The organism is Paenibacillus sp. FSL H8-0332 (assembly GCF_037963835.1).
GTDB lineage: Bacteria > Bacillota > Bacilli > Paenibacillales > Paenibacillaceae > Paenibacillus_AQ > Paenibacillus_AQ rhizoplanae.
In genome coordinates, this window is the sequence record NZ_CP150145.1 from 6,733,662 (window position 1) to 6,758,541 (window position 24,880).

Consider the following 24,880-nt stretch of genomic DNA (forward strand, 5'->3'; position numbering starts at 1 on the left):
ACCAGAATCTCCAGATCAGATAACTGTCGGAGTCGTCTTACCCATGTAAAGGAGGCCTACCTATATGAAGAGAAATCATACTATGATGCAATTTTTTGAATGGCATGTCGCGGCGGATGGACAACACTGGAAGCGCCTTGCCCAGATGGCCCCGGAACTGAAGGCGGCCGGAGTAGATGCGGTGTGGGTTCCCCCTGTTACCAAGGCTGTCTCCCCCGAAGATACCGGTTATGGGGTCTATGATCTCTATGACCTCGGTGAATTCGATCAAAAGGGTGATGTGCGCACGAAATACGGAACCAAACAAGAGCTGATCGATGCCATTGCCGAGTGCCTGAAGAACGGCATTGCGGTCTACGTGGATCTGGTCATGAACCATAAAGCCGGAGCGGATGAGACGGAGGTGTTCGAGGTCATTGAGGTGGACCCGAATGACCGTACCAAGGATATCTCCGAGCCGTTCGAGATTGAAGGCTGGACCAAATTCGATTTCCCGGGACGCGGGGATGAATACTCCAGCTTCAAGTGGAATCATACCCACTTCAACGGAACCGATTTCGATGCCAAGGACGGCCGCAACGGCGTCTTCCGGATTGACGGCACGAATAAAGGCTGGAATGAGAATGTGGATAGCGAATTCGGCAACTACGACTATCTGATGTTCGCCAACATTGATTACCTCAATGCAGATGTGAAGCAGGAAATGTTGAACTGGGGCAAGTGGCTGGTCGATACGCTGCAATGCAGCGGATACCGGCTGGATGCGATCAAGCATATCAACCACGAGTTCATCAAGGAATTCGCCATGGAGATGAAAAAGAAACGCGGCGAAGACTTCTACATCGTCGGTGAATTCTGGAACTCCAATCTGGAGGCCTGCCGCGAATTCCTGAACACTGTCGATTACCAGATCGATTTGTTCGATGTCTCTCTTCATTACAAGCTGTACTCCGCTGCACTGGCGGGCCGGGATTTCGACCTGACGCATATCTTCGATGATACGCTGGTTCAGACGCATCCCGCGAATGCTGTCACCTTCGTCGACAATCATGATTCCCAGCCTCATGAGGCGCTGGAATCCTGGGTGGGCGACTGGTTCAAGCAAAGCGCCTATGCCCTGATTCTGCTGCGGCGCGACGGATATCCCGTGGTCTTCTACGGGGATTATTACGGCATCGGCGGCCCTGCCCCAATGGAAGGCAAGAAGGACGCCATCGATCCTCTGCTCTGCGCCCGCTACACCAAGGCTTACGGGGAGCAGGACGATTACTTCGACCATCCGAACACCATCGGCTGGGTCCGGCGCGGCGTTCAGGAGATCGAAGGCTCCGGCTGCGCTGTAGTCATCTCCAATGGAGACAACGGAGAGAAGCGGATGTTCGTGGGCGAAGCGCGCAGCGGAGAGGAATGGGAGGACTTCACCCATAACCGCGAGGAGTCCGTCACCATCGGCGAAGACGGCTGGGCCGTATTCCCGGTGAACGGCGGCAGCGTCTCCGTCTGGGCGCTGCCCGAGCCGAAGCCGGCCGATGCCTGCGCGGAGGAGTGAGGTAGCGGGGCTGCGGGCAATGTAACTTCTAAAAACAAACAATGCCGTCCCTTGTGTTATGGGGACGGTATTGTTTTATCTACATTCGCTGAAATCAGGTGCACTTGTGCTCTTCATTGCCACACTTTAATTTCTCTATTCTCCTGACGATTTCAACTACCGAGCACTCACATCCCATTTTATCCACAAATTATCCTTACAGTTAATTCGAGACACAACTCAGGCAACTCGGCAACCTCAACCGCATCTGGCCAACTTTTGACTCAATCAGTGGAATTTATCCCTCTGATTTCTGCATCCCGCCTACCTTTGGCCCGATCAGTGGGATTTATCCCTTTGATCTCAGCATCTAGCCAACTTTTGGACCAATCAGTGGGATTTATCCCTTTGATCTCAGTATCTAGCCAACTTTTGGCCCAATCAGTGGGATTTATCCCTCTGATCTCAGCATCCGGCCTACTGTCAGCGTATGCGCGCAGTCTCGTCGTAGAAACAAATTAGTCTTTCGTAGGATTCAGCTCCAAAGCTACTTATCCACAACTTTATCCACATTTTGTGCACAACGGACTGAATATCAGATGAGGAGCTGTCTAGTAAACTGTTAAACAACGCAAAATAGGCGATTCCAAGCCTCAATGGCTAGGGAATTGCCTATTCGAGTGGAGCAGATATACCTTAACGTTAGCGGCTTGTGGTTGTGTTGTCCCCGTCAGCCCAGACGCCTGTGTCATGGTTCAGAATACGTTCGATCGGATATACCTTCCAAACCGCTGTTACTACAGCCGAACATAGGACTGCTTTGAGCAGGTCGCCCGGAAGAAACGGCCACATGCCTGCCGTCAATGCCTTGGTCAATGAATCCATGCCAGTGGAATAGGCCAGCCACCCCACACCGCCCGGATAAACTAACAGTGCCCCAAAGATAAAGTTGGCGGCCAGCAGCTTCACGAAGGTATATTTGTCCTGCTTAATGCGTTCCGCGAAAAAGCCGATTAGCCAGGCCACGAACGGCCAGGAGAAGATATATCCGGCGGTAGGGCCAACCAGGACCGCTAATCCTCCGCTTCCGCCCATCACCTGGAATCCGGCAGCAGCGAGTCCGATCACGATCAGTACAGCAAGCGTCCCGTAACGGGCCCCAAGGATAGAACCAGCCAGCATTACCGCGAGGGTCTGCATGGTAATGGGTACCGTGGAGAAGGGCAGCGAGATTTTCAAATAACTCAGAGCTATCATGACAGCGGCGAATAAGGCACTGAATATCAGGCCGCGGGTTGTCCATTTCTTCATGGCCGGGAGGTCCCCCCTTTTTTAAGGATCACTATAACACCCCCCTCCAGATACATCAATCCTGAAATGTTTGTTATAATGGGTAGCAATTGTTGACTAGAGCTGGACGGAAAGCAGGCATGAGGATGATCAGGGCGCATAATGTAAGCTTGTCCGTGCGGGAGGGGCAGCATCGCCGTACGGTACTGCAAGGGATTAACATTCAAATAGAGCCCGGGGAATGGGTAGCCCTCACAGGAGCCAACGGCTGCGGCAAAACCTCACTCATCCGCTCCTTCAACGGACTGAACACCCCCTCCGGCGGCAGTCTGTCCGTGGCCGGACTGGACCTGCGCCTGCCGGAGAACCGTACGGCAGTGAAGCAGCGGGTACAGCTTGTATTTCAGAATCCCGAAGCACAGACGGTTGGCTCCACCCCGTTCGAGGATATCGCCTTCGGGCTGGAGAACCGGGGACTGGAACGGGAGCGGATGATAGCACGAATCCATGAGATTCTACAGCAGGTAGGACTAAGCCATAAAGCGGAGGCAGAGGTATCTACGCTGTCCGGCGGAGAACGCCAGCGCTTGGCGGTAGGCTGCTGCCTGGCACTGGAAGCTGAGATGATTATCTTCGATGAGGCTACCTCGATGCTGGACCCTGAGGGAAGATCGGATATTCTGGAGCTGGCCCGGGGGCTATGGCAGGCCGGCACTACCATCCTCTGGGTCACCCAGCGGATGGAGGAGCTGGCCGCAAGCCCGCGCATCGCGGTGCTTGGCGAGGGACAATTGCTCTATGACGGCAGCCCGCGCAGCCTGTTCTATACCTCAGAGCTGCCGGAGACCCTCGGCTGGCTTCCTTCTCCGGCCGTCCGGGTCGGGAAGCTGCTGCTGAAGCAGGGCTGGCCGCTTCACCTGCTGCCGCTTACCGGACAGGATCTGGAGGAGCTGCTATGAGAATTCATACGCAGCAGCTCTCCTTCTGCTATGAAGGCGGCAGGCCAGCGGTTCAGGAGATCTCTCTGGATATCCCTACAGGTACGCTGACCGTTCTTTGCGGGGTGAACGGGAGTGGTAAGTCTACGCTGCTCCGTCTGCTCGCGGGTCTTGCACAGCCTTCCTCCGGGCAGATACTTTACGATGACGGGAAGAAGACGGACAACATGACCGCCGAAGCGGTATCCATGGTATTCCAGCAGCCGGAGACGCAGCTGTTCGCGGGTACGGTGCATAAGGATATTGAATACGGCCTAATGGAGCGCGGGCTGTCCAAAGAGAAGCGTCCGGAGATCATCGCCAGCGCCCTGGCGAAGACCGGGCTCGCTTACGATGAATTCGCCGGGCGCTCACCCTTTCTGCTTAGCGGGGGTGAGAAGCGGCGCGTATGTATTGCGGGTGCCCTAGCCGTACAGCCCGGGCTCCTGATTCTGGATGAGCCGACCGCAGGGCTGGACCCGCAGGCGGCGCAGGCACTGCTCGAAATGGTGCAGGAGCTGCGTAGCAGCGGCCTGACCCTAATCATCGGCACCCATGATCTGGACAGCTTCCTGCCGGTTGCCGACAAGGTTATCGTGATGAAGCAGGGCGTAATCCATTATGACGGTCCTGCTCCGGCATTGACTGCCGATCCCGGCCTGCTGGCAGACGCCGGACTCACGCCCCCCGTCTATGCTTCCATGGGACGCAGAGCAGTGCAACGCGGCTTGCTGGGAGCAGTCCCGGACAATCTGGAGGAGCTGCTGGCCGCACTGGAAAAGCACCCGCTGCCTATACCGCAGGCGGACAACTGGCCGGCAGGCTCTGGCGACTCTACAAGCAGCGGCGCACCAACACCCGGCAGCCAGAATACCAAAACCAGCGAACAACACAGCGCGGAATACAGCTTAGAAGGCACCTGGAAGCGAGTTAATTCTCCTCGATCCTCCAGAACTGAGAGGGTTCAGACGATAATCAGGCCTGGCAATCCAAGACAAGAACAGAACACCCCGCGCAGGCCCGGCTGGCAAGGAATCGATCCCCGGGCCAAATGGCTGGGGATGATTCTCGGCTCGCTGGTCCTGCTAGGGATGAACACTCTTCTCCCGCTGCTGCTTACCGCCGGGCTGCTGGCCGGGCTCGCGGCTTCGGCCCGCATCTCCTGGCGCCGGGCCCTCCGCTTTTTTCGCCCGTTCCTGCTGATGTTCCTGTTCCTCTGGCTGCTGGCCGGGCTTAGCTGGAGCTCTCCCGACTTCGCACTCGGGCCGCTCAGCTTCAGCTACGAAGGACTAATGCGCGGGGGAATCAGCGTGCTGCGCTTCCTACTGCTGATTGCCCTCGGCTTCCTGTTCACCGAGACGACCACCGGTGCCCCCTTGCGCGAGGGTCTGGAATGGGGCATCGCTCCGCTGCGGACCCTAGGCATCCGCACCCGTAACTGGTCACTTGCTGTATCCGTGACCCTGCAGTTCGTGCCGTGGATTCTCGGTAAGCTGGCCCAACTACAGCTTGCGCTGGGCTCACGCGGAAGACGGGCCCGCGGGGTGGCCCGCTGGTCCCCGAGACAGATCGCCCTAATCATCGTGCCTCTGCTCATTCTTGTCCTGGGTATGGGCGACGAGCTGGCGACAGCCGTAGAATCACGGGGGTATGATCCCGCCAAGCAGCGGACCCCCGTCTATCAGCTCCGCTGGAGCAAGCGCGATACGCTGGCAGCGCTAGGTATCCTGGCGGTTGCAGCTATGCTGTGGTGGGTAGCGCGGATTAGCTGAGCGGATTCGGAGCGATTCAGCGAACAAAATCACCTTAGCGGATCGATCATGCGATAACTTATACGTGCTTCGCAGCTAATATAGTTAACCCCACCTACTTACCGCCCACTTGTGGGGCATCCGGCGAACTCAGGGGCAACAGTGCCCCTGAGTTTTGCTCCATTGGCCTTAATTCGGCCTACGCTCCTTCGCGTCAGCTCATTGTATGCTGTTTTTCACATACAGTCTTGGCCCCTCATTTACTCATTCAGCATGCGTCCGGGCACTCCCCCCCCCCAATCCTGTGCACACTCCTAATCACAAGCAAGCCGCCCCCTCCGGCTATCGGAGAGGGCGGCACCTTTTTTTGCAGCTACAGCAGCTTTATTTACTTCAATGTACTCGCAATCACCGAGATATCACCGGAGGAATAATCCAGGAAATACGCTGTTTTCGACTTTACATTAGCGTACAGGAATTTGGTGGTGCCATTCTTCGGCCATACCTGATCCTTCAGCAGCACCGCGCCTCCCTGAGAGAATAGGGACCATGAGCGCCCCTGCAGATCCCCCACAAAAACCTGACTATTAACGGCCTCCGTAACCCAACCGGAAATGACACCCTCCTCTTTGAAGATTTGTTTTACAGAAGCCGATTCTTTTCCGGTGGATTTGCTGATTAACCGGAAGACTTTCTGAGCCTCATCGGCTGAAGGACGGCTGACATTCCCCGGCACAGGCTGATAAGTGTAGGAAGTGTAGGCCGCATAGAAGTTCCCGCTGGATTGAATGGAGAAGTCCGTATTGAAGTCCTTGATTACCGTCTCATTTCTTGAATACAGATTAACCAGCTTCACCAGATAGTCCGTGCTCATAATGCCTTGTGCCTGATACTTAACCGCCAAATAAGGATATCCCTGAAAATCCCAATCCATTACGGATACATTCTCATATCCCTTATCAACAAACTTGGCATTGTAAGTAACACTCGGCTTCGCCCAGGGATACTGATAAAGGCTGAAGGTGTCCCCCGCTTGGACCATGATCCGTTCATTGATTTTGCCGGTTGGAGCTACCCATTTCACTTTATCCCCTGCCGTTTTTAGCCGGATTCCCGTTTTGCTGAGGAGACGTCCATTTGAGGAGAATACGGATTTTGAAATTTCAGTGCCTTTACCTTGTTTAAGCAGCACAATTTTCGGGGGACTGCTCATCACCTGTAAGTCCAGGATACGGCTGGAGTCCTCTGATATCGTAGTCACAGTGTTTGTATGTAAGTCAACAATATCTGCTTTATTATTCACATGATCCACAAGTGCCACTGTATTTCCGCTAACCCATACCACATCCGTCTGCTCATTAACCGGCTGCTTTTTGGGACTGGCATTCGCCGGACCGGCGGAAATCAGCAGGCCCATAGTCAATGCAGTAATAACCAATAACTTCTTGAACATAGAATGATCCTCCTGTTACGCTATTTTCCGTCTACTACAAGGCTTATTCGCCAACCGCCAGCAGGCTATTCATCTCCCTCCTCCTCCTCCGGATGCCTGGAGACCAGCCTCACCAGATCCAGGGTCAACAGAGGGAGCGTCACCGCAGCGGGATAGGCCAGATAACGCGGCTCCCATACCGGGTTGAACTTCTCCTTATACCGGCGCAGGCCGGAGAAGCCGTACCAGTGGCCTCCGCGTTCAAAAACCAGCCGGGCCAGCTTCTCCTCCCGCAGCGCGCCAAAGCGGCCCCCGACATTAGACAGCGGGGCAGACCCCAGATTGAAGCTTTTGTATCCGCGCGCTTTCGCCCATGCCAGCAGACACAGAAATAGGTAATCCATAGTCCCGTTCGGGGTATCCTTGTGATGGCGCATCAGATCCACCGAGACGCTCTTCTGCCCGTCATAACCAGGAGCCATGGAGGCAAAAGCCAACAGATGGCCCTCTGGTCCGCGCAGCAGCGCCAGCGGTGCGAGCTGGAGGTACGGCTCGCTGAACCAGCCCAGCGAGTAGCCTTTTTCCATTCGCCCGGCCAGCCATTCCTCTGACAACAGGCGAAGCTCCTGCAGCAGCTCCTTCGAATGCTGTGCCTCTGTGATCTCGAAATGGTGGCCCTCGCGCTCGAACCGCCCCTTCACATTGCGCAGGCTAGCGTTCCGCGAACCGCTAATGCTGAATTCCGCCAGCGGGACCAGCGCCTCTTCCCCCAGCTTGAAGAACCGGTAGCCCTGCTCATGATAGAGCGGAAGATACGCCGGGGTCGCCTGATAGAAGACCACAGAGAGTCCATACAAATCCGCAGCCTGCCTGAACTCACTGATTCCGTTATTAAGCAGATTCATCGGCCCCAGCGGGTCACCCAGCACCACCAGCTTGTCCCGGACTCGGGCGAAGGCGAACAGCACCCTGCCTTCCTGGGCCCAATAGAAGCTTTTATCGCCGAGAAACAGCATGTGGCTTAAGGCATTGCCCCAGCCTTCTGAGAGGAAGCGCTCCAGCCGCGCCATATCCTTATCCGCGAAAAGCGTATCTGCCTTGTGCTGCGGCCTGAGAGCTACAAACATCGTCAGCAGCATCCAGGAGAAGATCAGTCCTCCTGCTGCCGTAACGGCCACATTACTGTGCTGCCGCAGCCATTCCGGCTGGATGCCGGGCGGAAGATGCTTCAGGAAGCCGTGATGGGTATAACTCGCCAGCCCGTAATAGCTTAGAGCTACAGCCGAAGTCAGGAGCAGCCACCATAAGATACTTTTGGCGCTAAACGGAACGCTGATCCGGTAGAACCGGCTTCGTGAGATCCAGAGGATCAGCGCTACCACCAGCAGGAACAGAGCCTCCTCGTAATCGAACCCTTTCGTAAATGCAAAGACCGCCCCGCTGAGCAGCAGCAGGCTTGTCCAGACATAAGCCCTGCGGACACGCAGGGAGATCCCCCGCGACAGCAGAATCAGCATAAAACCGATCAGCACGGACAGATGGTGCGAGATCTGCATCACGGGCAGCGACAGCAGCTCCTCTGTCACCTTCAGCCGGTAGAGCAGCTCAGGCGTAGCTGCGGACAGCAGCAGAAGCAGGCCACTGGCCAAGACCAGCTTGCCGAGTGCCCATACCCCCAGATCGCTGAGGAAGGTATATTGGCCGGGCCAGCCCCATATTTTCTGCCAGACCGTCAGGGGGGCTTCCACTCTGTCGCCGCTGCGTTCAGCGCCCTTCGTACCCGGCAGCCCGAACTCCAGCGCAGCCAGCACCAGCCCGATCAGCCAGGGGATAATGTAATAGAATAATCTGTAGATGAACAGGACTGCCATGGCATGGTCGCTCTTGATGCCCAGCTGGGTAAGTCCGAGCAGCGCAATCAGATCGAACGCGCCGATGCCGCCTGGAGCCATACTTAGAATTCCGGCTATCGCAGCCACAACATAGATACTGAAGACGGTGAGAAACGGAGTGCTCCCGAGCAGCTCACCGGCAATGAACCAGAAGGTCAGACCGGCGAACACCCACTCCAGGAAGGACGCACCCACAGAAGCAACTACAGTAAGCCAGGCGGTTCTCCCCTCGCCCCGGTTGACCCATTTGGCGAAGAGCGCGGAGCGCTGGAGGAGTACAAAGAACGGCAGATACAGCGCCATCCCCCAGACCGCAAAATCAAGCCAGCGATGCGCCTCCAGCAGCCGGTCCGCCGGCAGAAGTCCGGTAATCGTCCCCCATCCGAGCAGCGACAGCCCCGTAATCATCAGCGGTGACAGAAACACAATCGCCGGCGCGAGCAAGGACGCAGGCACACTGCTCCGCTTATAGAGCAGCGTTCTAAGGCCCGCGCCAGCCAGACCGGCGAACCCGATCATATTATTGAACGTATTGGCAATCCAGGCATAACGGAAAGTCCGCAACCAGCCGATCTCAAGGCGGAAATGCCGCCGGATCAAGTAATCATAAGTACTCATAACCGCCACCGACAGCAGCGATATTCCCAGCATCTGCATGATAGAGGGTACGGGAACGGATTTCAGATCACGGATGATTTTGCCTAAATGAATCTGCTTCAGCTCATGCTGCCCCTCCAGATAGACCAGCCCGATAATCAGCAGCGGAAAAAGCGCCCGCACCGCCTTAATCCGGTAGATGGATATCAGCAGCCGTACGATTTTAAAGCGTTCCAATTTATTTTTGATTACAGTATGCATGACTTCACCTGTCCTCACTGCCGAACGCTCTTGTTGCCTGAACATATTCAGCCCTCTTCATGCGAACCCATTATAACAAGATCCGCAGCAGAACTCCCGTATAATGGTCACACGCTTACAAGAGTTAGACGGCGGGCGGAGGGTAAGTCCCTGCACAGAGGCTATATTTGTTCCAGTGATGGTGTGAAGCATATACAACTATATTTGCATAAAAGCACCCGGACTGCGATTAGTCCGGGTGCTTTTATCATCGTGCCAAGGGTCGTCATCCCCTACCGGAGAGCCTGTAACCACGGCAATGGCGGCTCTCTTCAAATATATCCCTTTTCTCTACAATCAACGTTAAAATGCGCTGAAGGTTTGCTGAATATCCGGTCTTTACTCCTTGCGCGCCCTCCGGTTCACCAGCATAACGCTCAGCAGGATGATGACCAGCCCGGCGATGGTGTTGGCATAGATCTGCTCCTGCAGGAAGATTACGCCCCACAACAGGCCAAATACAGGCACGAGGAAGGTAACACTAACGGTCTTGACCGGTCCGACACTGGCAATCAGCCGAAAGTACAGCAGATATGCCACAGAGGTGCAGATCAGCGACAGGCCGAGGACAGAATATACAGCGGCGGAAGAAGGCAGATGATCCGGGGCAAAAAACACCGCCAGCGGCAGCAGCACCACACTTGCGCCCAGCTGCTGTCCCGCAGCAAGCGCCAGCGGAGTGAGACCGGAGCCTACGCGTGACGCGTATAATCCTCCGAACGCATAGCAGAGCGCAGCTCCAAGTGAATAGCCTACAGATAAAAGAACCGTGCTGGTCAGCGGGAGCGGACTCCAGCCGACCAGCACGCCCACACCCACAAGGCCTATTATCAGCCCTACTGATTTGGCCGCCCCCGGCTTCTCCTTCCGGGTTCCCCACGCCGCCAGTGCCGCGAACATCGGGGTTGTAGCATTCAGAATCGCCGCCAGCGAGGCGCTCAGATGCAGCTCGGCCATACAGATCAGCGTGAACGGAAGTGCCGCGTTAATCGCACCGAGCAGCAGGAAAGACTTCCAGTGCTTCAGGAGGCCCAGCCTGCGCCGGGTCAGCAGCGCATAGAGCAGCAGAGCAGCTCCGGCAATCGTAACCCGCAGCTCTGTTGTGAAGACCGGACCAAGCTCCGGCGAGGCAATCCGCATGAACAGGAAGGAAGCTCCCCAGGCAAAAGCAAGCAGCAGCAGGGTAGCAAAGTCCTTGCGGCTCACGGCTTGACCTCTCTTCTGCACAGCAGCAGATAGGACAGAATGGACAGGAGGCCTGCTCCCGCGATGACCAGCGCCATCGGCAGGGCCGAGCCGCTGCCGCCAAGTCCGACCAGCGGAGCCGCGCAGCTCCCCAGCAGCAAGGGAAGCAGACCCAGGAGCGCAGATGCGCTGCCTGCCGTCTCTCCCTGATCCTGCATCGCCAGCGAGAAACTGGTCGTGCCCACAAGACCTACACTCGCAACCACAGCGAACAGACAGATCAGGATCGGCAGCAGCCCGCCTCCGGCGAGGAGGGTAATCAGCAGCAGAATACCTCCGGAGGTACTGAGCAGAAGGCCGCAGATCAGCAGCTTGCGCTCACCCACCCTGGCCGACATCCGCCCGGCAATCTGCCCGGTCAGAATAATGCCGAAGCCGTTCACGGCGAAGATCAGGCTGTACATTTGCGGGGATACCCCGTAAATCGTCTGCAGAACAAAGGATGATCCCGAGATATAAGCGAACATGCCTGCCATAACAAAGCCTTGAGAGAGCGCATAGCCCATGAATCCGGCATTGCCAAGCAGAGTGCGGAAGGTACGCAGGGTCCCTCTGAGCCCGCTGCGTATACGTCGTTCCTTAGGCAGGGTCTCCGGCAGCCGCAGGAGAATGACCGCCGCGAAGAGCAGTCCGCATACGAACAAGACGACAAATACGCCCTTCCAGTCCGTCACTCTCAGCAGCTGCCCCCCGATGACCGGAGCTGCAATGGGGCCCAGTCCGTTGACAATCATCAGCAGCGAGAAGAACCTGGTTAATTCCGAGCCGCTGTACATATCGCGGACCGCCGCGCGGGAGATCACCACCCCTACCGATCCGGCCAGGCCCTGGACGAAGCGCAGCACAATCAGCAGTCCGATGGACGGGCTGAACGCACAGAGGAGCGAGGACACCGCATAGATGATCATTCCGAACAACAGCGGAATCCGGCGCCCATGCACATCACTGAGCGGTCCGGCTACAAGCTGGCCCGAAGCCAGCCCCAGCAGGAAGAAGGTCAGGGTAAGCTGAACCATGGCCGGACTGGTATCGAAATAGAGGCCAAGAGCAGGCAGGGCAGGCAGATACATATCAATCGACAGCGGACCAATGGTAGCAATGGCTCCCAGAATCACGGCAAGCTGCAGCCGCTGGCTTCTGGACGGCCCGCCCTCGGCTAGGCTTGTCACCGAATTTTGCTTCATCATAAACAGGATACATCCTTTCTTGCCCGTAACCTTTAGTAAGACGGCAGAGCCATTTATGTTCAGGTCCGTTTATATATTTCTCCATACTACCCGATTATCGCCGGATTGTTCAATGAATTTATGGTTGGGCGGGAAAGCGCGGCAGCGGGTGGCCGGTGAAATTAGGGGGACTGATGCAGAGGGTGCAGATGAGTAGGTGCTGTCTGATAAAAGCGGGTTTGATAGGCGGCTTGATTGGTGTGGCTTAGGAGGAGTGGCTCGGCAGGCCTGCATGGAAATCCTGCAGAAAATACAACAATGTTGCTCATGTCGGGCGGCTTATCAGCAAATCCTGCACGAAATGCAACATTCGCAGCCCTAACTTGCCCCAAATCGCCAGAATTCCTGCAAAAGATGCAACAATGAGCCATAGCCAGTAACAAATTTAGAAAAGTCCTTCACGAAGTGCAACAATGCAGCTAGATAGGAGCGGCCTGCGCGCAAATCCTGCACAGTGTGCAACATTCGCAGCCCGCACACCCCCAACTCTGCCCATTGTGTTCGGTTTTCGCGTACTTCCTGTCCGCCCTCCCTCCCTCCGACAGCACACAATAGACGATAAGCATCACTTCGAATACAACAAAAAACCGCCTGCCGTAGCCGCCAATCCTCTCTGTGATCGGCAGGCCCGCAGGCGGTTATTCCAGGTGGTGCTGTGGTTACTTCACTGAATCGCTAAGAGCGGCCAGCCAATCTCTTGCCGCCTCCGCCTCGGAGGCGCTCAGGCGGTGTCCCTGATTGCCCCAGTGCGAGGTAACCTCTGCTCCGGCTCCGCTGAGCAGAGCTTCCAGCTCCCGGGTCTCCTCGGAGCGGATAATTGGATCATTGGTCCCTGCCCCGATAAAGACCGGAACCCCCTGCAGCGGAGGAATTGCCAGGCCGCGCAGCGGAACCATCGGGTGCAGCAGCACTGCCGCCCGGAAGAGCGGTCCGTAATGGAAGAGCAGGCTGCCCGCGATGTTCGCACCGTTGGAATAGCCGACGGCCACCAGATTACCGGCATCGAAGCCATATTTTGCAGCCGCTTCTTCCAGGAACTGCTTCACCTCATGGGTGCGGAAGATCAGATCCTCCTCATCGAAAATCCCCTCCGCCAGCCGCCGGAAGTAACGCGGCATACCATTCTCCAGTACGTTGCCGCGGATACCCAGCACAGATGCTCCGGGTGCCAGCAGCTCAGCCAGCGGCAGCAGATCACGCTCATTGCCGCCTGTGCCATGGAATAAAACCAGCGTTGGTTGTGTTACGTCCGTACCTTGCTCAAATACATGAATCATACCGGCTTCACCTCCAGTTCGCGGATTTCAAACGGGCTTAGGTTCGCTTCAATCGCCGCACGCTGCGGCTCAAACCATGCCGGAAGCATCAGCTTCTGCCCCAGCGCCTCAGGTGCTTCATCACGGGCGAAGCCTGGAGGATCGGTGGCAATCTCGAACAGAATTCCGCCTTCTTCCCGGAAGTAGATGGCATTGAAGTACTGGCGGTCCTGCACCGGAGTCGGCTGGTAGCCGTGACTCTGAACCCGGCGGCCCCACTCCAATTGCTCACTGTCATCTGCGGCCCGCCAAGCAATATGGTGAACCGTACCTGTACCGCCGCCCCCCTGCGGAACCGGAGTGGCCTTCAGATCAATAATATTACCGATATTGCCGGAAGCTCTGTACCGGATGTAGCCGTCCCCTTCAGCGATACGCTCCATTCCCAGGGTGCGGGAAAGTGTATCCGCTGTCCGGTCCGGGGCCGTGCTGTAGAGGACAGCACCTCCGAAGCCTTTGACCGCATGCTCTACCGGAACGCCGCCGAACGACCAGGTGCTCAGCGCCCCCTCTTCACGCTCCACCAGTTCAATCCGCAGTCCGTCATAATCCGGGAAGGAGAGATACGACTCGCCAATCCGGGTAACCTTAGTCACAGGAATCTGGTAAGCGGCCAGCCGCTGCTCCCAGAATCCGAAAGAGCCGGCCGGTACAGCATAAGTGGTCACACCGACCTGGCCGCCGCCGATTCTGCCTTTACGGCCATGAGCCCATGGGAAGAAGGTGATGATCGTCCCCGGCGCACCCTGCTCATTGCCGAAGTAAAGGTGGTAGACCTCGGGGGCGTCGAAATTGATAGTTTTTTTAACGAGCCGCAGGCCCAGAATTCCGGCATAGAAATCAGCATTACGCTGAGCGTCTCCCACAAAAGCGGTAACATGATGAATCCCTGCAGTATGCATAGTCATGAGTGAACCCTCCTGATAGTTGTGATGATGATGCGCTTATTTTAATTGAAGAATATTGCGTCCAGTGAAATCGAACCCGCGCCTGTCAGCGCTATACCTACAGCGACCACCAGCACCGTTAATGGAAACTCAATCCCGTTCGCCGTGGACCAGAATCCGTTAGGAGCATGCACCTTCACAATGGCACCGAGCATCGTTGCCGCAATCAGCACCGCAGCCACCGGAGTCAGCAGACCCAGAGTGAACAGCAGCCCACCCACCAGTTCCATCAGACCTGCCAGCACAGCCATACGCACGCCCGGCTTAATGCCAATCGACTCCATCCAGCCGCCTGTCCCCTTAGGCCCATATCCGCCGAACCAGCCGAACAGCTTTTGTGCACCATGCCCGATGAACGCTACACCAATCACCAATCTCATCAACAATAAACCTACACTAACCATTTTAAACACTCTCCATTCTCTTGGTTTTAATTATCTTAACATTAAGACATTGGCTAAAAAAAAGCTGAGCTATTATTCTCTCCATTAGTTCAGCGTGCTGAAAAGCAGTCAACCATGCCATCGCTGGGCTGCTACGGACTCACTTCTATACGCCCTTGCCCAGCTTCTTCAGCAGCAGTGTGGCCTGAGCCTTCTCTTCGCTGTCCAGTCCGCCCATCAGACTATGAATAGAATCGACATGCTGCGGAAAAATATTGTCGAACAGCTCACGCCCCGCCTCCGTAATCTCGGCATACGTAACACGGCGGTCATCCTCGCAAGGAACGCGCTTCAGCAGTCCCCGCTTCTCCAGCTTGTCGATATTGTAGGTGATGCTGCCGCTGGTGACCAGAATCTTCTCGCCAATCTGCTGAAGTGGAATCCGATTTCTATGATACAGCACCTCCAGCACCATGAACTCCGCCGATGCCAGCCCGTGACTCTTCATATCCTTCACCGCCTGATCCATCAGGCTCTTGTACGCCTTCGACAGAACGACGAACAACTTCAGCGATGCTGCCTGCTCTTGTTCCTGCGTAGTGTCCGGTTCTGTTCCTGCTGTCTTGTTTTTGCTGCTCATATACTGCACCTCCTGTCCGGCTGCGTTTATCTTTAAGTTAATCATCTTTAAGTTAAGATAAATATACGTTATTGGGAGAAGTCTGTCAAGGGTGGGAAGTGAATTAATTTCATTCCGCCCACCCGGCCTCTGCAACAAACACTCAACCTTCAACTCCTGCGGTAAATACTCCCCCCAACCCGCGCAACAATTATCTCCTCCAACTCCCGCAACAAACAAGTGGACAACTGTATCTTAATTATTCTATTTTCGTAATTTATACGGAAGCAAGTGGAAATCTACATCTAATAGAGCTGAATTTCGCCACTTTGGGTGAAGCATCCTTAATTAAGTGCCTTTTATCCAGCTGCTGTTTTAGCAGGGTTTATTCGTCCATCAGCAAGTGGATAAAATCCATCTATCTCCCGCTCCGCATATTTGATTTGTTCTCTAAAACGGCGTAGACTTTCATAATACTTCAAATGAATCCTATCCCGACTTATACCAAGGCTACAAAAGGAGGCTGATTATGCAATCGATGGATCATCATCATTCCGGGGCCGCCGCGCGCAGTGCTGCGGCGGAAGAAGCCCCCGCGCCGCGCGTGCTGATCGTGACGGCAGTCGCGGCTGAGCGCGAGGCGGTCCTGCGCGGCCTGGCCGGCAGCCGCCGCTTCGACGTCATCGCGGCGGGCGCCGGCACCGCAGCAGCAGCGGCGGGCACCGCCGCCGCCCTGGCAGCCGGCTCGTACGGCTGCGTCATCAGCGCCGGGATCGGCGGCGGCTTCCCGGGCCGGGCACCCGTAGGCTCGCTGGTCGTCGCCAGCGAGATGCTGGACGCGGCCCTCGGCGCAGAGACGCCGGAGGGCTTCCGCAGCGCTGCCGAGCTGGGCTTCGGCAGCGTGTCCGTGCCTGCACCGGGCGCTGCGGTGCAGGCCCTTGCGGCCGCGCTGGCAGCGGCCGGCCTCACGGTAAGCACGGGCACCGTGCTTACCGTCTCGACCGCGACCGGCACCGCCGGGACGGCCGCGGCTCTGGCCGCACGCCACCCGGAGGCGGCGGCGGAGGCGATGGAAGGCCACGGGGTCGCCGTGGCCGCCCAGGCTTTGGGGATCGCGGCGCTGGAGCTGCGCGCGATCTCGAACCCGGTCGGCCCGCGCGACCGGGCCGCGTGGAAGATCAATGAAGCGCTGGACGCTCTGGCAGCGGCGGCGGTTATTTTACGGGAGGTGCTGTAATGACACAAGAGCTTCATATTGCTTTTTCCCCTTGTCCGAACGATACCTTTGTCTTTCATGCCTGGGCGCATGGCCTGATTCCCGGCGCACCCAAGCTGGATGTAATGTTTGCCGATATTGATATTACAAACGGCCTAGCGGCAGACGGCGCAGGGCCGGAGGTGCTCAAAATCTCCTACGCCGCCCTCCCCTGGGTGCTGGACAAGTACAAGCTGCTCTCTTGCGGCGGTGCGCTGGGACGGGGCTGCGGTCCGCTGGTACTCACGCGCAAAGGCGCAGGTGCCATCAAACATCCGCGCGAGCTGTCCGGCCGCAGAATTGCCGTCCCGAGCGAACGCTCTACGGCATACCTGCTGTTCCGTCTTTGGGTAGCACAGCAGGTGCAGGGCGGTCCGGCTGAGATCGTCGTTATGCCTTTTGATGAGATCATGCCTGCCGTACAGAAGGGAGAGATTGATGCCGGACTCGTCATTCACGAAGCCCGCTTCACTTACCCGTCCTACAATCTCAATCTGCTGACTGACCTCGGCAGCTGGTGGGAGAGCGATACCGGCTTGCCCATTCCGCTGGGTGCGATCATTGCCCGCCGCGATCTGGACCATGACGCCATTACCGGCTGGATTCGCAGCTCACTCCAGTATGCCTGGGACCATCCTCTCGACTGCCAAGAATACGTGCTAAGCCACGCCCAGGAGCTATCGCCGGAGGTGGCCAAATCGCATATTGATCTCTACGTCAATGAATTCACGATGAGCCTTGGCGAGGACGGCTATGCGGCCATCTCTGCACTGCTTAACCGGGCTGCTGCCGAAGGGCTTGTACCCGCTGTTGATCCTTCGCTTCTACGTTAGTGAAATCAGTAGATAATCCATCCCGCGAGGAGGCTATTCCTATGATTCCTTCAGGCAACAGCAAGGCTAATATCGACCGTTTCCTAGGGTACCAAAATGACTACGACCGTTACCGGCCGGAAGCCCCGCCGATGGTTATTGAACTGCTCACCAGTTACCTGGGCCGCCGTCCTGCCCATGTTGCAGATATAGGCTGCGGCACCGGCCTGTCCACCTTTCTGTGGGAGGCTGCCGCCGATGCGGTAACCGGAGTGGAGCCTAACACGGATATGCTGGGCAAGGCTCAGGACAAGCTCCGTCTTCTCGGCAGCGGAGCGGGTAACCTGTCTTTTGTGCAGGGCTACTCTAACCAGCTTCCTTTCGATACGGAGAGTGTGGACATTATCACCTGCTCCCAGTCGTTCCACTGGATGGACCCGGACAGCACTCTTCAGGAAATCGCCCGTTGTCTGCGGCCCGGCGGAGTCTTTGCCGCCTACGACTGTGACTGGCCTCTGGTGCTGCAGCCCGCTATTGAAGCCCGTTACAACCGGCTGATCGCGGCTTCAGACGCCCTGCTTGCAGAGCTTCAGCCCGGTGCCGACCAGGCCAGCAAATGGGACAAGGAAGGTCATTTGAACCGGATCAAAGCCAGCGGATGGTTTACGTACGCGAGAGAGATTGTTTTTCACAATATGGAATCATGCGATGCTCATCGCTATATCGGGCTAGCCCTCAGCCAGGGCGGCGTCCAATCCCTCCTGAAGCTCAGCCCGGCCTCACTTGAGCAGGATATTGCCGAATTTTCGGCAGAGGTAGAGGAGTTTTTTCAGGGCCGGACCTTGCAGGTACCGATTAGCTACCGGATGCGGACCGGCGTGAAATAGGCCTTATTTTTACTGCATTCTAGCTTTACCCCAGCATATGCCCTATACTTAACACCAGCGAGACGAAGAACGTCCCGGTTTCCCTCTGTGGGGGAGCCGGGGCGTTTTCTATTTTCCGTGTTGCGCCATCAACCTGACCTCTCCTCAATCATTGCCGTGGTATAGAGAGTAAGGATGAGGAATAGTGCTATTACATAATCGCAGCGGCGAGACTTACCCTGTTTCTTTCTTAGCGTTGCAACCCTATGACATACAGCATCAGATGCATGATTGGGAAAAAGGCTTCGACTGGTCCATATATTTCAGCCAACGCGGAATCGAAGTCTATAAGATGGTGATATGCGGAAATGCAGTTATTCAAGGGGCTATATCTCTTGAGGGAAAGGAAGATCATGTCTGGGTACATCTTATTGAGAGTATTCCTCCACAGCGCAAGGAGTTTAGCGGAGTTGGATTGCATTTACTCGCCTTTGCTTGCAAGCGAAGCAGCGAACTTGGATTTGGTGGTGCTGTCGCCTTGCAATCGAAAACCAAGCCAAGGCTGATACATTATTACACGAGTATCGTTGGGGCTTCACATTTTGGCGGCGGCCTAATCGTTATTGACGAGACTGTCGCCAAACGTCTCATTATGTTATACTTCCCTTAAAGAGGTGATGATCGTGAAGAAGTATCCCGCTGCTGATCTCGATGATGTTGTCCGCCAGTATGCTGACGGTCATTACGTGCAACAATCGATGCCTGGCCCCAATCCGGAACGCGATAAAAAGGTCAGTGACGCTATTGCTAAGTTGAAAAAGGAACGTTCGTCTGCTCGGGTTCGCCAATAAAAAGGCGAGCCTTTTTTATTGGTGAAGACTGGGCTGGTTCCCCCAAAGCACAAAATCACCCTACTCGTAAAAGATGCCGAGCCTTGTGTTCGTTACATCTCCCCTCTCGTCAGCACATTGCAATGTATTCAGTTTTCCGCATACAACCGGCCCATGTACCTTCTCACAAGCACATTGTATTCGGTGTTCCGCACACATCCTAGGCTCATCCTGCGGATGATTCACAACCCAAAAAGCCCCCGCCTGTGCATACGCACAAACGGGGGCTTCTCCGCAGGAATGCTGCCTGCCAGCTACTTCTTATTCATCTTAAACATCAGGAACAGCTCATTATAGTGGGCAAGCATCCGCTTGCCGAGGTTGTCGTAGACCTCCAGCCGGTCGGTGAGCTCGGCGGGCGGGTAGAAGCGCTCGTCACCGGAGATGTCCTCCGGCAGCAGCTTCAGGCCGGGAACGTTCGGCGTGGAGTAGCCAACGTATTCCGTATTCTGGGCCGCCACATCAGGCCGCAGCATGAAGTCGATGAACTTGTGTGCGCCTTCGACATTGCCTGCAGTACGCGGAATGACCATGTTGTCGAACCATTTATTCGAGCCTTCCTCCGGCACGACGAAGTCCAGCTTGTCGTTGTCATCCATGATCTCCGAAGCGTCGCCGGACCAGACAATGCCGACCGCCGCTTCTTCGTTGGCGAGCAGCATTTTGACCTCGTCGCCCACAATGGCCTTCACATTCGGGGACAGCTTGTTCAGCTTGGTGAGCGCCTCCTGCAAATGCTCCTCCTTCGTGTCGTTGACGGAATAGTGCAGGCTGTTCAGCGCCATGCCCATGACCTCACGGGCTCCGTCCACGAGGAAGATATTATTCTTCAGCCTCTTGTCCCACAGGGAATCCCAGCTGCTGAAATCGATGCCCTTCGTCATCTCCGGGTTGAAGATGATCCCCACCGTCCCCCAGAAATAAGGAACCGAATACTTGTTACCGGGATCGAAGGACAGATTCATGAACTTGGAATCGATGTTGGCGAGATTCGGCAGCTTGCTGTGATCCAGCGGCAGCAGCAGATTCTCTTCCCGCATCTTGGCGATCGCGTAATCAGACGGGATTACAACATCGAAGATCGTACCGCCCTGCTCGACCTTGGTCAGCATCGCTTCATTGGAATCGAACGTCTGGTAGATGACCGTAATCCCGGTCTCCTCCTGGAATTGCTTCAGCAGATCAGGGTCCACATAGTCACCCCAGTTGTAGATCGTGAGCGTATTCCCGCCAGAATAGCCCTGAGCCGAGTTCAGCCGGGAGGCCAGGAACATCAGTCCGAAGGCGACGATCAGAATCGCCAGGAATGTATTGACTAGCTGCTTCATCTAGGCACCCCCGCTTCGGCAACCGGCTCGGCAATCTGTACCGCCGGGCGGTTCTTACGCTGGTTCAGGTAGTAATAACCGATGACCAGCAGAATCGTGAAGAGGAAAATCAGGGTCGATAGCGCATTAATCGACAGCGAGACCCCTTGCCGCGCCAGAGAATAGATCTCCACCGACAGGGTGGAATAGCCGTTACCCGTGACGAAGAAGGTAACTGCAAAATCATCCAGGGAATAGGTCAGGGCCATGAAGAACCCGCTGAAGATTCCCGGCTTGATGATCGGCAGGATAACCTTCGTAAGCACATCGCGGCGCGAAGCCCCGAGATCCCGCGCAGCATCCGTCAGGGTCGGGCTCATCTCCTGCAAATGCGGCAGGATCATAATGACCGCAATCGGAATACTGAACGCCACATGCGAGAGCAGCACGGAGGTGAAGCCCAGCTTGATCCCGACAATCGTGAACAGGATCAGGAAGGAGGCTCCGATAATGACATCCGGGCTGACAATCAGCACATTGTTCAGCGAGAGCAGCGTGTTTTTGGCCCGGCGGCTGCGGACATGCTGGATCGCCAGCGCGCCGATCACCGCTATTATGGTCGCAATGGTCGATGACAGGAGGGCTATGACCAGTGTGTTAATCACAATAATCATCAGCCGGGTGTCGGCAACCACCTCACGGTAATAATCCAACGTGAAGCCCTCGAACTTATGCATCGTGCCGCCGCTGTTGAACGAGTAGTACATCAGATAGAAGATCGGCGCGTACAGCACCAGGAAGACCAGCACCAGATAGATATTGGCGATGCCGTTCTTGTTCTTGACCCTGCGTGTGTTCTTCATCCGCGCACCCCCTTCCGCGAGCCACCGGTCAGAATCATGAACAGCGCCATAATGGCGATCAGGAACACCGCAACGGTTGAGCCCATGCCCCAGTCCTGAGTGACCAGGAAGTGCTGCTCAATCGCGGTGCCGAGCGTAATCACCCGGTTCCCGGCAATCAGACGCGTAATCATGAACAGCGACAGCGCCGGAATGAACACCGCCATACAACCAGAGCGCACACCCGAGATCGTCAGCGGAAAAACCACCCGCCGGAACGTCGTCCACCCCGATGCGCCCAGATCGCGCGCAGCATCCACCAGCGACAGATTCATCTCATCCAGCGCACTGAAGATCGGCAGAATCATGAATGGAATGAAAATATAGACCGACACAAACACGAAGCTGAAGCCCGTGAACAGAATCTGCTGCTCGCCCAGACCCATCAGATCAAAGAAATTATTGACCGGACCGAAGCTGCCGAAGATCCCGATGAAGGCGTATGTTTTGAGCAGCAGGTTGATCCAGGTTGGCAGAATAATCAGCAGCAGCCACAGCTGCTTGTGCTTCGTTCGCGTTAGCAGATATGCGGCCGGATAAGCCACCAGCAGCGAGAACAGCGTGATCAGAAAAGCATACCAGAACGAATTCAGCATCATTCTCATATAAACCGGCGTGAAGAAATTGACGTAGTTATTCAGCGTCAGCTTCCCCTCCAGATCGAACAGGGAATAGTAGACCACCAGCAGCACCGGCGCAATGACAAACAGCGCAATCCACAGGTAGTACGGAATGAGATAATACGACTTGCCCTTAGTCTTCATGGCTCTCCACCTCGGCGTAAGCCTCCAGACGCTTGTCGAACTCCTCCTCCGTTTCACCGAAACGCATAACATGGATCGCTTCCGGGTCAAAATACAGCCCGATCTCGGAGCCAACCTCCGCCTTTCGGGTAGAATGGACGAGCCATTCATGACCGGAGCCGTCATAGCAGCTGATCTCGTAGTGAACGCCGCGGAACAGCTGGGAATCCACACGCACCTTCAGCTTTCCCGCTTCAAGAGTCGCTATCTCCAGATCCTCAGGGCGGATCACAACCTCCACCGCTTCATTCGGCTTCAGACCGGCATCGACACATTCGAACCGGTGGCCGCCCCACTCCACCACATAGTCCTCAATCATCACACCAGGCACGATGTTCGACTCTCCGATGAAGTCGGCCACGAACCGGTTAATCGGTTCATCGTAGATATCATTAGGCGTGCCGCTCTGCTCAATTTTGCCGCCATTCATAACAAAGATCCAGTCGGACATCGCCAGCGCCTCTTCCTGGTCATGGGTGACGAAGATGAACGTGATGCCCAGCCGCTGCTGCATCTCCCGCAGAATATACTGCATCTCCGTACGCAGCTTCAGATCAAGTGCAGACAACGGCTCGTCCAGCAGCAGCACCTGCGGCTCGTTGACAATGGCGCGCGCAATGGCGACACGCTGTCTCTGCCCGCCGGACATTTCATTAATGGCCCGCTGATCATAGCCGACCAGGTTGACGAAGCGCAGCGCTTCCTGCACCTTTTGCTGAATGACATCCTTCTTCAGCTTCTTGATGCGCAGTCCAAACGCCACATTCTCGAATACGTTCAGATGCGGAAACAGCGCATAGTCCTGAAACACCGTATTAACCTGCCGCTCATTGGCGGGAATGTGGTTGATTTTTTTGCCGTTCAGATAGATCGAACCTTCAGTCGGCTCCGCGAAGCCGGCGATTAGACGCAGAATGGTCGTTTTTCCGCAGCCCGAAGGGCCCAGCAGCGTGTAGAATTTACCGCGTTCAATTTCGAAGCTCACGCCTTTGAGTACAGCCTCTTCGTCGTCGTATTGCTTAATCACCTGGTCAAAAGAAATAATAGTGCCTTCCGGGGTAGCTATAGCTAACAACCTCCCTTACTTATGTAGTACAACCTATTTTACCCGCTTCTTGCGGGAGACAATCCGGCAGCAGCATGCTCAGCACGGATAAGCGACAATTCCTGCCTTGGTTCGACAGCTTCAATATATAGCATATAGGAATGTTCCGATATATGCGATAGCTTACATTGTGAAATATAGCACAGAAACTTAACAAGTTCGTAAAATCTTGGCCGCGTCCGGTCTGTTTTGAGGTGCTATAATGAAAACGACTGAAAGATCATAAAAATTTTCTTATTTTCACGAAAGAAGTTGACAACATGGACGAGGGGTTACAGGACCGCCTTGAGAAATTTGGATTATCACTATATATGATACGCATTACGCTGGCTGCTTCGCTCTCCTGGCTGGCGGTACACAGTATTTATGGAGATCAGTATCTCTACTTCGCGCCGCTGGCAGCGATTCTGATCACCCAGAGCAGCGTCAAGGCCTCTCTCGAAAAAGGGGTCTACCGCATGACCGGCGTGCTCCTTGGCGGCATCGTCAGCCTGATCGTAGGCAAGTTCTTCGATGTGGGCGCGCTGTCGATCCTGCTGATGCTGCTGATCGGCATTGGGGTGGCTACAGCCTGCCGGATCAATATCCAGGCCGTCTCCCAGGTCGGCGTCACCTCAGTTCTCGCACTTACCTTCTATCATGACCAATATATCGTCTGGAGAGTCGCCGAGACGCTGATCGGTGTGCTGATAGCCCTGATTATCAATATGATTATCGTGCCACCCAAGAGCTTCGTCAAGGTCAAGGACCTGGCGCTGAAGGGCAGCCTGACATTATCCGATGCCTTAACCGGATTCGCTGCAAGCGGCCGGGATGCCGCACAGGCCAAAGCTGCTCTTGAGAGCTCCGGCGAGCTGCTGAAGAAGAGCGACCGGCTGCAGAAGGAGATGCATTACACGCTGTCTCATTACCAGTGCCGTAAGGACATTGGCAAGCTGACACAGACGACCTCCCATCTCATCAAGGTGCACTCCTATGTCAAAGCCATAAGCGAAGAGATCGCCCTGCTGCCGGCCCATTATGCCGCAGCTGACTGGATGCTGGAGGTTGTAACCGCAACGGCAGACTGTATCGCACTGTATGGCACACGGACGCTATCGGATGCCGAATGCAGCGGACGTTCACTCCCCGAGAGTCTGAGAAGAGCCCGCGATGTGCAGCTAGCCTGGTTCTCGGAGCTGCAGGATCAGTGTTCGCTCGCGGCATTCCGTGATCTCGGTGCGGTGTTCTCCCACCTGAACCGGATTCTTGAAGAGATTGAACGCGCCGATTACGCGGCTCTTTCCACCGCACCACAACATGTCAAGGCACAACCTGCACGCGCCATCCAATTCATACAAAAAGGACTCTTCCACAAGCTATAAGCTTGGGAGGGTCCTTTTTTGTATTCTATCAAGGTCAGTCACTCCGCACCCATCCGACTCTCAAGCTCCCCAC

Annotated in this window: 22 protein-coding genes; 9 read left to right on the forward strand and 13 right to left on the reverse strand. The window is 55.7% G+C overall.

What is annotated here, in order from left to right; translation table 11 throughout:
• Window positions 1-64: 64 nt before the first annotated feature.
• On the forward strand, window positions 65-1,549 hold the full coding sequence (locus NST43_RS29290; protein ID WP_339220888.1) for an alpha-amylase: 1,485 nt from the start codon (window positions 65-67) through the stop codon (window positions 1,547-1,549).
• 681 nt (window positions 1,550-2,230) lie between these two features.
• Here the strand turns inward: NST43_RS29290 and NST43_RS29295 are convergent.
• Entirely contained in the window at window positions 2,231-2,839 is a 609-nt protein-coding gene (locus NST43_RS29295; protein WP_339220889.1) for a biotin transporter BioY, read from the reverse strand.
• Window positions 2,840-2,964: 125 nt separating this feature from the next.
• On the opposite strand from NST43_RS29295, the gene NST43_RS29300 reads away from it, so the two are divergent.
• Together NST43_RS29300 and NST43_RS29305 are read left to right on the forward strand one after the other, a co-directional pair.
• Window positions 2,965-3,777, forward strand: a complete 813-nt coding sequence (locus NST43_RS29300) for an ATP-binding cassette domain-containing protein (protein WP_339220890.1) — start codon at window positions 2,965-2,967, stop codon at window positions 3,775-3,777.
• Entirely contained in the window at window positions 3,774-5,567 is a 1,794-nt protein-coding gene (locus NST43_RS29305; RefSeq protein WP_339220891.1) for an ATP-binding cassette domain-containing protein, read from the forward strand. The genes NST43_RS29300 and NST43_RS29305 overlap by 4 nt, the downstream gene beginning before the upstream one ends.
• Window positions 5,568-5,934: 367 nt before the next feature.
• Here the strand turns inward: NST43_RS29305 and NST43_RS29310 are convergent, their stop codons facing one another.
• The 8 genes from NST43_RS29310 to NST43_RS29345 all read right to left on the reverse strand — a co-directional run bounded on the left by NST43_RS29310 (window position 5,935) and on the right by NST43_RS29345 (window position 15,524).
• Window positions 5,935-6,999: a hypothetical protein gene (locus NST43_RS29310; RefSeq protein WP_339220892.1), complete on the reverse strand. Its 1,065-nt coding sequence runs from the start codon at window positions 6,997-6,999 to the stop codon at window positions 5,935-5,937.
• Window positions 7,000-7,064: 65 nt separating this feature from the next.
• Window positions 7,065-9,728, reverse strand: coding sequence for a bifunctional lysylphosphatidylglycerol flippase/synthetase MprF (mprF, locus tag NST43_RS29315; RefSeq protein ID WP_339225556.1), 2,664 nt, complete (start codon window positions 9,726-9,728; stop codon window positions 7,065-7,067).
• Between the two features lie 378 nt (window positions 9,729-10,106).
• Window positions 10,107-10,973 carry a DMT family transporter gene (locus NST43_RS29320; protein ID WP_339220894.1) on the reverse strand — a complete coding sequence of 289 codons (867 nt, stop codon included), beginning with the start codon at window positions 10,971-10,973 and terminating at the stop codon, window positions 10,107-10,109.
• Window positions 10,970-12,196 carry a multidrug effflux MFS transporter gene (locus NST43_RS29325; protein ID WP_339225557.1) on the reverse strand — a complete coding sequence of 409 codons (1,227 nt, stop codon included), beginning with the start codon at window positions 12,194-12,196 and terminating at the stop codon, window positions 10,970-10,972. Before NST43_RS29325 ends, NST43_RS29320 begins: the two co-directional genes overlap by 4 nt.
• A gap of 701 nt (window positions 12,197-12,897) precedes the next feature.
• Window positions 12,898-13,515, reverse strand: a complete 618-nt coding sequence (locus tag NST43_RS29330; protein ID WP_339220896.1) for an alpha/beta hydrolase — start codon at window positions 13,513-13,515, stop codon at window positions 12,898-12,900.
• Window positions 13,512-14,462 (reverse strand): ring-cleaving dioxygenase, encoded by a 951-nt coding sequence (locus NST43_RS29335; protein ID WP_339220898.1) that lies wholly within the window; start codon window positions 14,460-14,462, stop codon window positions 13,512-13,514. The genes NST43_RS29330 and NST43_RS29335 overlap by 4 nt, the downstream gene beginning before the upstream one ends.
• 41 nt (window positions 14,463-14,503) lie before the next feature.
• On the reverse strand, window positions 14,504-14,905 hold the full coding sequence (locus tag NST43_RS29340; protein WP_036728167.1) for a DoxX family protein: 402 nt from the start codon (window positions 14,903-14,905) through the stop codon (window positions 14,504-14,506).
• A 145-nt stretch (window positions 14,906-15,050) separates the two neighbouring features.
• Entirely contained in the window at window positions 15,051-15,524 is a 474-nt protein-coding gene (locus NST43_RS29345) for a MarR family transcriptional regulator (RefSeq protein WP_209989333.1), read from the reverse strand.
• 508 nt (window positions 15,525-16,032) lie between these two features.
• Between NST43_RS29345 and NST43_RS29350 the strand changes: the two genes are divergently transcribed.
• The 5 genes from NST43_RS29350 to NST43_RS29370 all read left to right on the forward strand — a co-directional run bounded on the left by NST43_RS29350 (window position 16,033) and on the right by NST43_RS29370 (window position 19,287).
• Entirely contained in the window at window positions 16,033-16,740 is a 708-nt protein-coding gene (locus NST43_RS29350) for a futalosine hydrolase (RefSeq protein ID WP_339220899.1), read from the forward strand.
• Window positions 16,740-17,591 carry a 1,4-dihydroxy-6-naphthoate synthase gene (locus tag NST43_RS29355; protein ID WP_339220901.1) on the forward strand — a complete coding sequence of 284 codons (852 nt, stop codon included), beginning with the start codon at window positions 16,740-16,742 and terminating at the stop codon, window positions 17,589-17,591. Before NST43_RS29350 ends, NST43_RS29355 begins: the two co-directional genes overlap by 1 nt.
• A gap of 41 nt (window positions 17,592-17,632) precedes the next feature.
• Window positions 17,633-18,457 (forward strand): methyltransferase domain-containing protein, encoded by an 825-nt coding sequence (locus NST43_RS29360; protein ID WP_339220902.1) that lies wholly within the window; start codon window positions 17,633-17,635, stop codon window positions 18,455-18,457.
• Window positions 18,458-18,641: 184 nt separating this feature from the next.
• The gene (locus NST43_RS29365; protein WP_339220904.1) at window positions 18,642-19,106 is read left to right on the forward strand and encodes a hypothetical protein; all 465 of its coding nucleotides are present in this window, start codon (window positions 18,642-18,644) and stop codon (window positions 19,104-19,106) included.
• 13 nt (window positions 19,107-19,119) lie between these two features.
• Complete coding sequence (locus NST43_RS29370; RefSeq protein ID WP_339220905.1) at window positions 19,120-19,287, forward strand: hypothetical protein; 168 nt, start codon at window positions 19,120-19,122, stop codon at window positions 19,285-19,287.
• A gap of 293 nt (window positions 19,288-19,580) precedes the next feature.
• On the opposite strand, the gene NST43_RS29375 is transcribed toward NST43_RS29370, so the two are convergent.
• From NST43_RS29375 to NST43_RS29390, 4 genes are read right to left on the reverse strand one after another with little or no spacing between them, the layout of a single operon-like run.
• Window positions 19,581-20,654 carry an ABC transporter substrate-binding protein gene (locus tag NST43_RS29375; RefSeq protein ID WP_339220907.1) on the reverse strand — a complete coding sequence of 358 codons (1,074 nt, stop codon included), beginning with the start codon at window positions 20,652-20,654 and terminating at the stop codon, window positions 19,581-19,583.
• Window positions 20,651-21,496, reverse strand: a complete 846-nt coding sequence (locus NST43_RS29380; RefSeq protein ID WP_209986466.1) for an ABC transporter permease — start codon at window positions 21,494-21,496, stop codon at window positions 20,651-20,653. Before NST43_RS29380 ends, NST43_RS29375 begins: the two co-directional genes overlap by 4 nt.
• Window positions 21,493-22,299, reverse strand: a complete 807-nt coding sequence (locus tag NST43_RS29385; protein ID WP_339220908.1) for an ABC transporter permease — start codon at window positions 22,297-22,299, stop codon at window positions 21,493-21,495. The genes NST43_RS29380 and NST43_RS29385 overlap by 4 nt, the downstream gene beginning before the upstream one ends.
• Window positions 22,289-23,413, reverse strand: coding sequence for an ABC transporter ATP-binding protein (locus NST43_RS29390; RefSeq protein WP_339220910.1), 1,125 nt, complete (start codon window positions 23,411-23,413; stop codon window positions 22,289-22,291). The genes NST43_RS29385 and NST43_RS29390 overlap by 11 nt, the downstream gene beginning before the upstream one ends.
• Window positions 23,414-23,703: 290 nt before the next feature.
• On the opposite strand from NST43_RS29390, the gene NST43_RS29395 reads away from it, so the two are divergent.
• Window positions 23,704-24,807 (forward strand): FUSC family protein, encoded by a 1,104-nt coding sequence (locus tag NST43_RS29395; protein WP_339220911.1) that lies wholly within the window; start codon window positions 23,704-23,706, stop codon window positions 24,805-24,807.
• Window positions 24,808-24,880 lie beyond the last annotated feature (73 nt).